At 59.1% G+C, this 14,074-nt stretch carries 11 protein-coding genes; 5 read left to right on the plus strand and 6 right to left on the minus strand.

Annotated features, from left to right (window positions below; all coding sequences use genetic code 11):
* Positions 1-247 precede the first annotated feature (247 nt).
* Positions 248-1,489 (plus strand): oligosaccharide MFS transporter, encoded by a 1,242-nt coding sequence (locus LGL98_RS16945; protein ID WP_136029527.1) that lies wholly within the window; start codon positions 248-250, stop codon positions 1,487-1,489.
* 28 nt (positions 1,490-1,517) lie between these two features.
* Here LGL98_RS16945 and kdoO read toward each other — a convergent pair whose 3' ends face one another.
* Positions 1,518-2,420 carry a Kdo hydroxylase KdoO gene (gene kdoO / locus LGL98_RS16950; RefSeq protein WP_136029529.1) on the minus strand — a complete coding sequence of 301 codons (903 nt, stop codon included), beginning with the start codon at positions 2,418-2,420 and terminating at the stop codon, positions 1,518-1,520.
* Between the two features lie 245 nt (positions 2,421-2,665).
* Between kdoO and rimO the strand changes: the two genes are divergently transcribed.
* Positions 2,666-3,991: a 30S ribosomal protein S12 methylthiotransferase RimO gene (gene rimO / locus LGL98_RS16955; protein WP_004141985.1), complete on the plus strand. Its 1,326-nt coding sequence runs from the start codon at positions 2,666-2,668 to the stop codon at positions 3,989-3,991.
* A gap of 524 nt (positions 3,992-4,515) precedes the next feature.
* Here the strand turns inward: rimO and gsiD are convergent.
* Genes gsiD through iaaA form a run of 5 tightly spaced genes read right to left on the minus strand, consistent with a single transcriptional unit; the run spans position 4,516 to position 10,788 of the window.
* Positions 4,516-5,427 carry a glutathione ABC transporter permease GsiD gene (gsiD, locus tag LGL98_RS16960; RefSeq protein WP_136029530.1) on the minus strand — a complete coding sequence of 304 codons (912 nt, stop codon included), beginning with the start codon at positions 5,425-5,427 and terminating at the stop codon, positions 4,516-4,518.
* A 1-nt stretch (position 5,428) separates the two neighbouring features.
* Entirely contained in the window at positions 5,429-6,349 is a 921-nt protein-coding gene (gene gsiC, locus LGL98_RS16965) for a glutathione ABC transporter permease GsiC (protein ID WP_136029532.1), read from the minus strand.
* Between the two features lie 46 nt (positions 6,350-6,395).
* Positions 6,396-7,937, minus strand: a complete 1,542-nt coding sequence (gsiB, locus tag LGL98_RS16970) for a glutathione ABC transporter substrate-binding protein GsiB (RefSeq protein ID WP_004176731.1) — start codon at positions 7,935-7,937, stop codon at positions 6,396-6,398.
* Positions 7,938-7,975: 38 nt separating this feature from the next.
* Positions 7,976-9,829, minus strand: coding sequence for a glutathione ABC transporter ATP-binding protein GsiA (gene gsiA, locus LGL98_RS16975; protein ID WP_136029534.1), 1,854 nt, complete (start codon positions 9,827-9,829; stop codon positions 7,976-7,978).
* A 17-nt stretch (positions 9,830-9,846) separates the two neighbouring features.
* Positions 9,847-10,788 (minus strand): beta-aspartyl-peptidase, encoded by a 942-nt coding sequence (gene iaaA, locus LGL98_RS16980; protein WP_136029536.1) that lies wholly within the window; start codon positions 10,786-10,788, stop codon positions 9,847-9,849.
* 235 nt (positions 10,789-11,023) lie between these two features.
* On the opposite strand from iaaA, the gene moeA reads away from it, so the two are divergent.
* The 3 genes from moeA to LGL98_RS16995 all read left to right on the plus strand — a co-directional run bounded on the left by moeA (position 11,024) and on the right by LGL98_RS16995 (position 14,070).
* Positions 11,024-12,259, plus strand: coding sequence for a molybdopterin molybdotransferase MoeA (gene moeA / locus LGL98_RS16985; protein ID WP_136029538.1), 1,236 nt, complete (start codon positions 11,024-11,026; stop codon positions 12,257-12,259).
* Positions 12,259-13,014, plus strand: coding sequence for a molybdopterin-synthase adenylyltransferase MoeB (gene moeB, locus LGL98_RS16990; protein WP_136029540.1), 756 nt, complete (start codon positions 12,259-12,261; stop codon positions 13,012-13,014). The genes moeA and moeB overlap by 1 nt, the downstream gene beginning before the upstream one ends.
* Positions 13,015-13,170: 156 nt before the next feature.
* On the plus strand, positions 13,171-14,070 hold the full coding sequence (locus LGL98_RS16995) for a glycyl-radical enzyme activating protein (RefSeq protein WP_136029542.1): 900 nt from the start codon (positions 13,171-13,173) through the stop codon (positions 14,068-14,070).
* The last annotated feature ends 4 nt before the right edge of the window (positions 14,071-14,074 follow it).

A 14,074-nucleotide genomic window follows, 5' to 3' on the forward strand; every position in this document is an offset into this window, starting at 1 on the left:
GGTATATAACAAGAATTATGTTATACGATCACAATTAATTTCATAAAGAAATTATTAAATGGAAAATGGTAAATAAAGACAGGAATAGTGCAACAAAGATCACAATACCTTACAAATCCTGTTGCACCATCGGCAATCCAGATGCCATAACAAATCATTAATGTAATACGTATAACATTTAAGAAAAACAGCGAACGCGCACCGTGGATCGCTGATAATCTCTCTGCTCGTTGCAAGGAACTGAACCATGACGTCCGGTAAAAGAAACTACCTGCTGTTGAGTCTTTTCGATTTCCTCTACCTGTTCGCCTGGTCGTCGACCATGGCTTTCTTTGTCATCTGGACCACCCAGCATCTTGGTATCAGCGCCACGAAGACCGGCCTGCTTTACTCGGTCAATGCTTTTATCGCCCTGCTGATGCAGCCTTTCTTCGGCTACATTTCCGATAAGTTCGGCCTGAAAAAACGCCTTATCTGGCTGCTGATCGCCCTGCTTCTGCCGATAGGTCCCTTCTTTATCTATGTTTACGCGCCGCTGTTGGTACATAACTTTTGGTTTGGCGCGCTGCTGGGGGGGATCTATCTGGGGATTATCTTTAACTCTGGCTGTGGGGTAATCGACTCTTACATCGATAAGATTTCCCGGCGCTACCAGTTCGAATATGGTCGGGTGCGGATGTGGGGCTCGTTAGGCTGGGCAGCGGCGGCCTGGATTGTGGGTAAATATATCGACAGCAATCCTAATCTGGCTTTCTGGCTCGCCAGCCTCGCCATCGTCATCGCCGCCATCTGTTTTATGCTGACCAAAATCGAATTAACCGACGCCGATGTGGCGCGAAGCGAATCGCTGAAGGTCTCCCATGCCCTTGAGCTGGCGAAGAATGGTCAGTTCTGGATGCTGCTGCTCTTTACCCTGTTCGTCACTCAGATTTACGATACCTACGATCAGCAGTTTGCCCAGTACTTCTCGCTACAGTTCCCGACGCCGGAGGAAGGCAACCGCTGGTATGGGATCCTCGCTTCTGTCCAGGTCTGTGGCGAAACCCTGTTCCTCTGCCTGATGCCATGGTTTGTTAACCGGACCGGCGCCAAATGGGCGCTGATCATCGCCGGGCTGATCATGTCAGTACGTATTGTCGGGTCAGCCGTGCCCCTCGGCCCGGTGTGGATTGGCGCGGTGAAAATGATGCATGCTCTGGAGAAACCGTTGATTCTGGTATCGGTCTTTAAATTCATCGCCGCCAACTTCGACCACAAGCTCTCTTCAACGGTCTATTTGCTGGTGCTGTTCGTCGCCTCGATCGCCACCGCCATTTACTCTCCACTAGCAGGCTATCTGTACGATACCATTGGCTTCGCCAACACCTATCTGATCCTCGGGGGGATCGCCGGGCTCTTTACCCTGATCTCTATCTTCACGCTGCAGGATAAGCGCGAACCGAAAAAACCCGGCGCCACGCCCTCCAGGGCCGTGACGACGGCGCAATAAGCCTCCCGCCCAACCGCCGCGCCGGGCGCTACACATTGCGCGCGACTAACGGCTTTTGCAGGAGCGTTTCCAGCACCCGCAGCGGCGAGAGCTGCGGGTGACTCATCGCTTTCACTGGTAACAGAAAGGTCTGCTCAAGCAGATACTGGCCGCGCATCGCGGCGTGAGGGGTCTGATCGGAAAAGCAGATCCAGGTGCTGCCGGCGGCAAAGTCGATCTCCTGCTGCGCCCCCTGTCGTTGGTACTCAGGGGCGCTTTTCATCGCATCGTGCAGGGCCAACATCAAATGATCGTAATGGCTACGCCGGGTTTTGGTGATCCCGAGCGCGGCCTGCAGCCAGGCGCCTAGCGGCGACCAACGTTTCAGCTGCGGCAGAAAGCGCGCCGCGAGGGTATCGAAATGCTCACCTGTCCGCCAGGTTCGCGGTTCACCGCGGGGGTGAATGTTGCAAAAGATGCGCAAAATACGGTCGCCATTGACCGGTCGCGACGGAAAAGCATCTACATGCAGGCGGGAGTCATCTTTGCGCCAGGAAGTCGTTTCCCGCCAGGCGGTGATGGGATGCAGGCGCAGGCTGGTTTGCGGATGGTGCAGCGCCTCGCCATAGCCTGGCAATAACGCGTCTATCAGCTGCAGCGTCATCTGGTGGTAACGCGCCATCAGCCGGGCGACGGCAGCCGTTTTCTGCTTATCCGCCACACCTCTGAGCGTGCGGGTGTCGGGTTGATAGCTGATATTCTTGCGCCGCGGCGCAACCAGCTCAGGGGTCAGCAACGCCTGCTCCGCAGCGGTTAATGAAAACGCCAGCTGCGGCAGATAGAGCACATTCCCCTGCTCAAGAGAGTGTTGGATCTGCGGCGGCTGCGGGGGGATCTCCAGATTACTGAATGGCAGGGTGGCTATCGCCACCGGGGAGCCTGTTGGTGTCATTTCCTTGCCTCTTCTCCTCGCAGTCATCGAGGTATTTAGTAAAGAAATTGTTATCATTTTGTAGATTACAACGTAAATGACGGGCGTTTTTATCAGGAATGGCGGTTTTGACCCGGCGCTGAAGCCCACGCACTCCTTATCCGAGCGCTTTTTCACCATTAACCGCGACGGAGCTATACTCTTTTTCGCAAAGATCTGTAGAATTCCTGCCCTGACCATTCCAATAATTGAACACTTTTTAAGCTATGAGCAATGTCACGCACCAGCCGAAAATCGGCTTCGTCTCCCTGGGCTGCCCGAAAAACCTCGTGGACTCAGAGCGTATCCTGACCGAACTGCGCACCGAAGGTTATGACGTCGTACCGACTTACGACAACGCCGATATGGTGATCGTTAACACCTGCGGCTTTATTGATAGCGCTGTGCAGGAATCGCTGGAAGCGATTGGCGAAGCGTTGAAAGAGAATGGCAAGGTGATCGTCACCGGCTGTCTCGGCGCGAAAGAGGATCAGATCCGCGAAGTTCACCCGAAGGTGCTGGAGATCACCGGTCCGCACAGCTATGAGCAGGTGCTGGAGCACGTCCACCACTATACGCCGAAGCCGAAGCACAACCCATTCCTGAGCCTGGTGCCGGAACAGGGCGTTAAGCTGACCCCGCGTCACTATGCCTACTTAAAAATTTCCGAAGGCTGCAACCATCGCTGTACCTTCTGCATTATTCCGTCCATGCGCGGCGATCTGGTGAGCCGTCCAATTGGCGAAGTGCTGGCGGAAGCCAAACGCCTCGCTGACGCCGGCGTGAAAGAGCTGCTGGTGATTTCGCAGGACACCTCTGCCTACGGCGTCGACGTTAAGCACCGCACCGGCTTCCACAACGGTATGCCGGTGAAGACCAGCATGGTCAGTCTGTGCGAAGAGCTGGCGAAGCTCGGCATCTGGGTGCGCCTGCACTATGTCTATCCGTACCCACACGTTGACGATGTGATCCCGCTGATGGCGGAAGGCAAAATTCTGCCGTACCTCGATATTCCGCTGCAGCACGCCAGCCCGCGTATTCTGAAGCTGATGAAGCGTCCAGGATCTGCAGACCGCCAGCTGGCACGCATTAAGCAGTGGCGTGAAATTTGCCCGGATCTGACCCTGCGCTCCACCTTTATCGTGGGCTTCCCGGGCGAAACGGAAGAAGATTTCCAGATGCTGCTCGACTTCCTGAAAGAGGCGCGTCTCGACCGCGTCGGTTGCTTCAAATACAGCCCGGTTGAAGGCGCTACCGCCAATGAGCTGGCGGATCAGGTGCCGGAAGAGGTGAAAGAAGAGCGCTGGAACCGCTTTATGCAGCTGCAGCAGCAGATCTCTGCCGAGCGCCTGCAGGAAAAAGTGGGCCGCGAAATTCTGGTGCTGGTAGATGAAGTTGATGAAGAAGGCGCGATTGGCCGCAGCATGGCCGACGCTCCGGAAATCGACGGCGCGGTGTATCTGAACGGCGAAACCCGCGTTAAGCCGGGCGACGTGGTGCGGGTGAAAGTCGAGCATGCCGACGAATACGACCTGTGGGGTACCCGGGTCTAGTCCAACTATCCGGATAGCGGCTTATCGCATTCCCCAGCCTACGGGGTCCTCCCGTAGGCTCATCCCCCCAGGCGCAGCGTCGCCAGCAAGCATTGATTACCTCCCTGGCAACCCTGTTACACCGTTATTTTGCCGGGTGGCGCTACGCTTACCCGGCCTACGAGGTCCAGACCCAATATGTGAATCGCCCCCGGACATGGGGCCGCTGAAACTGCCGGTGCTGGCCGAATCCCGGGGGTACAGAGGGCGGCGGCGACTGGCCGCTCCCTGCGCCATGAGAAGCATAACGCAGGCGATTAACCGGGAGCGCAAACTACGCTGAAGCCACAGATAACATAAACAACCACACTGCAAGTGCTCCCCCTCACCCTGGCCCTCTCCCGGAGGGAGAGGGAACCGTCCGGCAGTCGTTTCCGCCGCTCCCTGCGCCATGAGAGGCATAACGCAGGCGATTAACCGGGAGCGCAAACTACGCTGAAGCCACAAATAACATAAAGGGCCGCACGGCGGTGCTTTCCCTCGCCCTACCCCTTTAACTTCGGATCCAGCGCATCGCGCAGGCCATCGCCCAGCAGATTAAACGCCAGCACAGTCACGAATATCGCCACCGCAGGAAACAGCGCCACATGCGGGGACATCACCATATCCGCCCGCGCCTCGTTAAGCATCGCGCCCCACTCCGGGGTGGGCGGCTGCGCGCCAAGGCCGAGAAAAGACAGGCTGGCCGCCGAAATAATCGATACCCCAATGCGCATGGTGAAATAAACCACGATCGACGACACCGTCCCCGGCAGGATGTGGTTGAAGAGAATGGTGGCGTCGCTGGCGCCGATGCTGCGCGCCGATTCAATAAAGGTCTGCTGCTTCAGAACCAGCGTATTGCCGCGCACCAGACGGGCAAACGCCGGGATCGAGAAGATCGCCACGGCGATGATCACGTTGGCCATCCCGCTGCCCATGACGGCGACCACCGCAATCGCCAGCAGGATCCCCGGAAAAGCGAACAGCACGTCGCAAAGTCGCATAATGAGCCGGTCCCACCAGCCCTCATAGTACCCGGCCAGCAGCCCCAGCACCGTGCCGATGGCCGCGCCAATCAGCACCGCCAGTACCCCGGCAGCCAGCGAGATCTGCGCCCCGACCAGCACCCGGCTGAAGATATCGCGTCCCAGGGAGTCGACACCGAACCAGTGCACCAGCGAAGGCCCCTCGTTAAGCCGGTCATAGTCGAAATAATTTTCCGCATCGTACGGCGCTATCCAGGGGGCAATGACGGCTATCACAATCAGCAATAGCACGAAAATACCGGCGCCCATCGCCACCGGCTGGCGACGAAAGCGTCGCCAGAACTCATGCCATGGGGTATGGATCTCGCCGGGTTTGATACCCGGCATGGCGTTCAGCGCCGCCTGCCTTCTCCAGTTAAGCAATCGCACCTTACTTATACCTGATAGCTGGGTTTATGGCCGCGTACAGCACATCCACCACTAAATTGATAAGAATAAACTCCAGCGAAAAGAGCAATACTTCCGCCTGAATCACCGGGTAATCGCGCATCTCCACCGAATCGACCAACAGTCGGCCCAGCCCCGGCCAGTTAAACACCTTTTCCACGACGATCGACCCGCCGAGCAGAAAACCAAACTGCAGCCCCATCATGGTCACCACCGGGATCATCGCATTGCGCAGGCCATGCTTGAGCACCACCCACGTTTCGCTCACCCCTTTCGCCCGCGCGGTACGCATATAGTCTTCATGCAACACATCAACGAAAGACGCGCGGGTAAAGCGCGCCATGACCGCCGCCACCGCCGCGCCAAGGGTCAACGACGGCAAAATATAGTGCCGCCAGCTGTCGGCCCCCACCGTCGGCAGCCAGCCCAGCTCAACCGAAAACACCTGCATCAGCAGCATGCCGAGAGCAAAAGCCGGAAACGAAATGCCGCTCACCGCCAGCGCCATTCCCAGACGGTCGGGCCAGCGATTACGCCACACCGCGGCCGCGATCCCCGCCGCCATCCCGAACAGTACCGCCCAGCTCATGCTGGCCAGCGTCAGCCACAGCGTCGGCATAAAGCGGCTGGCTATCTCACTGGCAACGGGGCGCCGCGAGGCCATGGAAATGCCAAAATCACCGCGCAGTACGTTGGTGATATAGTGCCAGAACTGGACATGCAGCGGCTGGTCAAGCCCCAACTGCTGACGCACCATCGCCACCACCTGGGCATCAGCCTCCGGTCCGGCAATCAGCCGCGCCGGGTCACCGGGCAGCATATGCACAAACAAAAACACCAGCACCGCGACGATAAGCAGAGTGGGGATCAGTCCCAGCAGGCGCTTAATCACATAATTCAGCATCGCTCCCTCCCATTCCGGGAGAGAGGACGCATGAAGATGAACATGATCACGGCGTCAGGTCCGCCTGTTCGAAGCTAAAGCCGGTATCCGGCTGGATATAGAAACCGGTGAGGTTCTTGCTGTGGGCGGAGACCAGTTTCTCGACCACCAGCGGCACCCACGGCGACTCTTTCCAGATAATATCCTGTGCCTCTTTATAGAGTTTGGTTTTCTCTTGCGGGTCGGTGGTTTTCAGCGCCTCGCTCAGCGCGTTATCTACCTGCGGATTGCTGTAAAACGCGGTATTAAACAGGGTCGGCGGCCAGTTTTGCGAGGCGAACAGCGGCGACAGCGCCCAGTCGGCTTCCCCGGTGGAGGCGGACCAGCCGGTATAGAACATCCGTACCCCGCTCTCTTTCTGCCCTTTACCTTCCACTTCCGCCGCCCGCTGGCCGGCGTCCATCGCCGTCACCTGCGCCTTAATCCCCACCTGCGCCAGCTGCTGCTGGGTGAACTGCAGCACTTTCTGCGCAGTGCTGTGGTTATGAGATGACCACAGCGTGGTGCTGAAACCGTTAGGGTAGCCCGCCTCTTTCAGCAGCTGGCGCGCTTTCGCCGGATCGTAGGGCCAGGCGGTGTAGGTCTGGGCATAGGCGATCGACGGCGGCACCACTCCGGTCGCCGGGGTGGCGTATCCGGCGAACGCTACCTTCACCAGCGCCTGACGGTTAATCGCATAGTTGATAGCTTCACGCACCTTCGGATTATCGAACGGCTTCTGCGTGACGTTCATGCTAATGTAGCGCTGCATGATCGACGGGCTGGCCACCAGCTCCAGTTTGCTGTTTTTCGCCAGCAGCGGCGCCTGTTCGTAAGGGATCGGGAAAGCAAACTGCGCCTCGCCGGTCTGCAGCATCGCCGCCCGGGTATTGTTATCGACCACCGGACGCCAGGTGATGGAGTCCAGCTTCGGCAGGCCCGGCTGCCAGTAGCCATCGAACTTGCTGACCTTCACGAAATCTGTCTGGTTCCAGGTGTCGAGCTTATACGGCCCGGTACCCACCGGATGGAAGCCAATATCCTTGCCATATTTTTTCAGCGCCGCCGGCGAAATCATCGCCGTCGCCGGATGGGCGAGAATGTTTATAAACGCCGAGAAGGGTTGCTTCAGGGTAATTTTCACCGTGGTCGGATCGACCGCTTCGGTGCTGGCGATATTTTTATACAGGTTATAGCGCTTGAGATGGTTATCCGGGTTACTCGCGCGGTCGAGGTTCGCCTTGACCGCCTCGGCGTTAAAGTCGGTACCATCCTGGAATTTCACCCCGCTGTGCAGCTTGATGGTATACACCAGGCCATCTGGTGACACGGTATAGCTCTCGGCAAGCACGTTTTGCAGCTTCATCTCTTTATCAAGGCCGAACAGGCCTTGATAAAAGGACTTCGCCACCGCCTGCGACAGGGTGTCGTTGGCGTCATAGGGATCGAGCGTCGTGAAGTTAGACCCGACCGCCACCACCACATCTTTAGCGGCAAAAGCGGGGGCGCTTGCCAGGGCTGCCGCGATACTCAGCGCCAGCCACCATTTGCGCGAAACAGGTTGTGTCATCGTGTTCTCCTGAAAAGGTGCGTTATGTGTTGTTATGTTCAGCCCAGCACATCGGCGGATTCGCGGGCGACGAAATGGCCCGGCCCTACCTGCTGCAATGGCGCGCTGGCGATCTCTTCGCCCCGCTTATAGATATTCCCCGGGACATCATCAGACAGCAGGATCCGCTGCGGATGGCGATAGGTCGGGTCGGCGACCGGTACGGCAGCCATCAGCTTACGCGTATAAGGATGTTGGGGGTTTTCAAACACCGCGCGGCGCGGACCAATTTCGACAATCCGACCGCGGTACATCACCGCCACGCGGTGGCTGATGCGCTCCACCACCGCCATATCATGGGAAATAAACAGAAACGCGATGCCCATCTCGCGCTGAAGGTCGAGCATCAAATTGATAATCTGCGCCCGGATGGAGACATCCAGGGCCGATACCGACTCATCGGCTATCACCACCTTCGGATTCAGCGCCAGCGCGCGGGCAATGCAGATCCGCTGCCGCTGGCCACCGGAAAAGGCGTGAGGGTAGCGCCAGGCATGCTCCGGCTGCAGCCCCACCCGCTTCAGCAGCCAGGCAACCCGCTCCCGCGCCGCCTCGCCGTGCAGCAGGCCATGCACCCGTAGCGGCTCCATGATCGAGTCACCGACCGTCTGACGCGGATCAAGCGAGGCGTAAGGATCCTGAAAAATAAATTGAATATTACGCCGCAGAGACTGCAGCTTGCTGCCGGAGAGCGTATCAATCCGTTGGCCGTCGAAGGTAATAGTGCCTCCCTGGGTCTCGACCAGTCTCAGTAGCGCCCGGCCGGTAGTCGACTTGCCGCAGCCGGATTCGCCCACCAGCGACAGGGTTTCCCCCGGCCAGAGATCAAAACTCACCTTCTCCACCGCATGCACTTCGCGCGTCACGCGGTTGAGCAGCCCACCGCGCACCGGAAAACGGACCTCCAGGTCACGCACCTGCAGGATCGGCTCGCCGGCGACCACCGTATCTGGCGTTTCGCTCTCTGCCAGCGGCTGGCCCGGCAGCGGAAAGCGGCGCGGTAAATTCCGGCCGCGCATCTCCCCCAGCCGTGGGACCGCCGCCAACAGTGACTGAGTATAAGGGTGCTGCGGTGAACGAAAGATCTCCTCGACGCTGCCGGTCTCTACCGCCTCACCGCGATACATCACCAGCACCCGATCGGCGATATCAGCCACAACGCCCATATCGTGGGTGATAAAGATCACCCCCATCGCCATCTCCTTTTGCAGGACAGCAATAAGCTGCAGAATTTGCGCCTGAATGGTGACATCCAGCGCGGTGGTTGGCTCATCGGCAATCAACACCGCCGGCCGACAGGAGAGCGCCATGGCAATCATCACCCGCTGGCGCATGCCACCGGAGAGCTGGTGCGGATAGCGCGAGAGCATCTCTTGCGCCTGGGGGATACGCACCTGGTCGAGCATTTTTTTCGCCGCGCGCAGCGCCTCTTCGCGCCCCAACCCCTGGTGCAGGCGCAGGGATTCGGCGATTTGTTCACCGATGGTAAAGACCGGATTCAGCGAGGTCATTGGCTCCTGAAAAATCATGGCCAGATCCGCGCCGCGTACCCGGCGCATCTCGGCGTCCGTTTGCTCATTGAGCGCGATCACCTGCCGGTTACGCCGTCGCAGCCACAGCCCCTCGCTGCTCACTTCGCTGCTGGCGGCGTCAAGCAAACGCATCAGCGCCAGGGCGGTCACCGATTTTCCCGAACCGGACTCACCCACTATCGCCAGCGTCTCGCCGCGGCGCAGACTGAAGGAAAGCTGACGCACGGCCTGCACCTCGGGTGCATCCTGCTGGCGGAACGCGACGTTCAGGTTGCGCACCACCAGCACTTCGCAGGTATCCGTTTCGTGAGTTTGCGGCACTCTCCCTCTCCCTTGTTCTATTCGCGATAAATGCCAATGGTCGGCGTATCGCCGGCATAGCACCAGGCGCGGTACATGCCTTCACTGTTAAACGGTAAAACGACATTGCCTTCGCGATCGACGGCAATCAACCCGCCACTGCCGCCGAGAGCCGGCAGTTTCTCCATTACCACTCGTTCGCAAGCGGTGTAAAGACTCAGCTGACCGTACTCCATCAGAGCGGCAATGTCGTAGGCCGCCAGGGTACGCATAAAGACTTCGCCGGTGCCGGTGCAGGAGACCGCCACGCTGGCATTGTTGGCATAGCATCCCGCGCCCGGCAACGGGCTGTCGCCGACGCGTCCGGGCAGTTTGTTGGTCATGCCGCCGGTGGAGGTCGCCGCCGCCAGATTGCCGGCCAGATCGAGCGCCACCGCGCCGACGGTGCCCATTTTCTGGCGTTCGTCGAGCGGAGCGGCGTGGTGGTCGAGGATAATCTCTCCGTCCGCTTTCGCCTCCTGCAGCTGCAGCAGTCTTTCAGGAGTGGAAAAGAGATCGTTATCCACGCGCGCCATCCCGTGGGAGAAGGCAAAATTTTCTGCCCCCTCGCCGATCAGCAGCACGTGCGGGCTCTTCTCCAGCACCAGACGCGCCGCCAGCACCGGGTTACGCAAATGTTTGACCCCAGCCACTGCCCCCGCCTGCAGGCTGTAGCCATCCATTACGCAGGCATCCAGCTCGTGGGTTTGATCGCGGGTAAATACCGCGCCCATCCCGGCGTTAAACAGCGGGCACTCTTCCAGCAGCCGAACGGCCTCGGTCACGGCATCCAGCGCACTGGCGCCCGCGGCCAACATTTTCTGCCCGCTTTCGACGATAGTCGACAGCGCCGCTACGTATTCCCGCTCTCGCTCCGGCGTCATCTGCGCGCGGCAAATCGCCCCTGCGCCGCCGTGAATTGCTATAACCGCCTTGCCCATTTCGCCAGTCCTTAACGATGAAGTGGATAGCCCCTGCCCTGTCGTACCGCGTCGCGGCGCCGGTCACGTCATGAATAAGGGTATTGATATCATTATATTGCTGAATGTCTTATACAATTTTTGAATATAGAAAGAGCGGCGGGCGATGTAAAGCCTCGTACCCAGGTGGCATACTGCCCGCGCTGCTTTTCTGCCATAATAGGCGTTTTCGCTGTTTTGCCCGCAGGAGTGACCCATGGATTTTACCGCCGGACTGATGCCGCTCGACACAGCCCTCACCCAGATGCTCGATCGTATTACGCCGCTGAGCGCGACGGAAACTGTACCGCTGTTGCAGGCCTTCTCGCGCGTCACCGCCCATGACATCGTCTCCCCGCTGGATGTTCCCGGCTTTGATAACGCAGCGATGGATGGCTATGCCGTCCGGCTGAACGACCTTCGCGATGGTGCCGCGCTGCCGGTCGCTGGTAAGGCCTTTGCCGGCCAACCGTTTCACGAGACCTGGCCGGCGGGTACCTGTATCCGCATCATGACCGGCGCGCCGGTGCCTGTAGACTGCGATGCGGTGGTGATGCAGGAAGAGACCGAACAGAGTGACAGCGGCGTGCGCTTTACCGCGCCGGTAAAAGCCGGGCAGCATATTCGCCGTCGCGGAGAAGATATCGCCCACGGCGCGGTGGTCTTCCCTGCGGGAACCCCGTTGACAGTGGCCGAGCTGCCGGTGCTGGCCTCGCTGGGCATTGCCGAGGTCGAGGTGGTGCGCAAGGTTCGCGTCGCGGTCTTCTCGACCGGCGATGAGCTGCAGCTGCCGGGTCAACCGCTTGGCGACGGCCAGATTTACGATACCAACCGTCTGGCGGTGCACCTGATGCTGCAAGAGCTGGGCTGCGAAGTCATTAATCTCGGCATTATTCCTGACGACCCAGCGAAGCTTCGCGACGCCTTTATCGCCGCCGACCAGCAGGCCGACGTGGTCATCAGCTCCGGTGGCGTCTCGGTGGGCGAAGCCGACTACACCAAAACCATTCTTGAAGAACTGGGCGAAATCGGCTTCTGGAAGCTGGCAATCAAGCCGGGCAAACCCTTCGCCTTCGGCAAGCTCAGCAGCAGCTGGTTCTGCGGCCTGCCGGGCAACCCGGTTTCCGCCACCGTTACCTTCTGTCAGCTGGTGCAGCCGCTGCTGGCGAAGCTCTCTGGCAAGCACGGCCCGCTTCAGGCAACCCGCCTGCGGGTCCGCGCCGCCACGCGGCTGAAAAAGTCCCCGGGCCGCCTCGATTTTCAGCGCGGTATTTTGCAGCGCAACCCCGACGGCGAGCTGGTGGTGACCACCACCGGCCATCAGGGCTCGCACATATTTAGTTCCTTCAGCCTCGGCAATTGCTTTATCGTGCTCGAGCGTGAGCGCGGCCACGTTGAAGCAGGCGAATGGGTCGAGGTCGAAACGTTCAGTCACCTGTTTGGGGGGCTGTAATGACCGTGGAGCTGAGCGATGAAGAGATGCTGCGCTATAACCGGCAGATCGTCTTGCGCGGTTTTGACTTTGACGGCCAGGAGCGGTTAAAGGCTGCTCGCGTGCTGGTGGTCGGCCTCGGCGGGCTTGGCTGCGCCGCCGCCCAGTATCTGGCCGCCGCCGGGGTGGGTCAGCTCACCCTGCTCGATTTCGATACCGTCTCGCTGTCCAATCTCCAGCGTCAGACGCTGCACAGCAACGCCACCCTCGGCCAGCCGAAGGTGGATTCCGCCCGCGAGGCACTGGCGCGCATTAATCCGCACGTTCATCTGGTGCCGCTCAATGCCTTGCTGGATGAGACGGCGTTGGCGGTGCAGATTGCCGATCACGATCTGGTGCTCGACTGCACCGACAACGTCGACATTCGTAACCAGCTCAACGCCGGCTGTTTCCAGCACACCATCCCGCTGGTCTCCGGGGCGGCGATCCGCATGGAAGGGCAGATCAGCGTCTTCACGTATCAGGAGGGCGAACCCTGCTACCGCTGCCTGAGCCGGCTGTTCGGCGAAAATGCCCTCACCTGCGTCGAAGCCGGGGTAATGGCCCCGCTGGTGGGCACTATCGGTTCGCTGCAGGCGATGGAGGCCATTAAACTGCTGACCGGCTACGGTACCCCTGCCCGCGGAAAAATCGTGATGTACGATGCCATGACCTGTCAGTTTCGCGAAATGAAGCTGATGCGTCACCCGCAGTGCGAGGTCTGCGGCGCGCATTAACCCCCCACCACCGGCAACGAAAGTCGCCGGTGGTTTTGTGACCTCTCTCGTTATTTTCTCCCCGCTGGCTCATCCCCCTCTCGCTTGTTGATTTACGTCAATATAACTTTCATTCGAAAGTGTTTTTATATTCATACGCAAACAAGAGGGTAAACCATGATCTTCAACATCCAGCGCTATTCCACCCATGACGGCCCAGGGATCCGTACCGTCGTCTTCCTGAAAGGCTGCTCGCTGGGCTGCCGCTGGTGCCAGAACCCGGAAAGCCGCGCCCGCAGCGAAGATCTGCTGTATGACCCGCGCCTGTGTCTGGCCGGCTGCGATCTGTGCCAGCAGGCAGCGCCGGTGGTTATCACCCGCACCCTGGATGGCCTGATCATTCATCGGCAAAACGTTAACGACAAGCATATTACCGCGCTGCGCGACTGCTGCCCCACGACCGCGCTGACGGTCTGCGGCGAGGAAAAAAGCGTCGAAGCGATCATGGCGACGGTGCTGCGTGATAAACCATTCTACGATCGCAGCGGCGGCGGTATTACGCTTTCCGGCGGCGAACCCTTTATGAACCCGACGCTGGCGCAGGCGTTGTTCGAAGCAAGCCATCGGGCAGGTATTCACACCGCCGTCGAAACCTGCCTGCACGTGCCGTGGAAATACATTGAACCGTCTTTACCCTTTGTCGACCTGTTTCTCGCCGATCTGAAGCACGTCGACGAGGCCATTTTCCAGCAGTGGACCGACGGCAGCGCCCGCCGGGTACTGGATAACCTGCAGCGTCTGGCGCAGGCAGGGAAAAAAATGATTATTCGCGTGCCGTTAATCCAGGGATTCAACGCCAGCGAAGACGACATTAGCGCCATTATCAATTTTGCTGCCGACCGTTTACAGGTCAGCGAGATCCATTTCCTGCCGTACCACACGCTGGGAATGAATAAATACCAATTACTCAGTCAGCCCTATACCGCACCGGACAAACCGCTGGATGCTCCTGAGCTGCTCGCCTTTGCGCAGAATTACGCGCAAAGCAAGGGGCTAACGGCGATCTTACGAGGATAACCTT

Origin of the sequence: Klebsiella africana (assembly GCF_020526085.1) — a bacterium.
Lineage (GTDB): Bacteria > Pseudomonadota > Gammaproteobacteria > Enterobacterales > Enterobacteriaceae > Klebsiella > Klebsiella africana.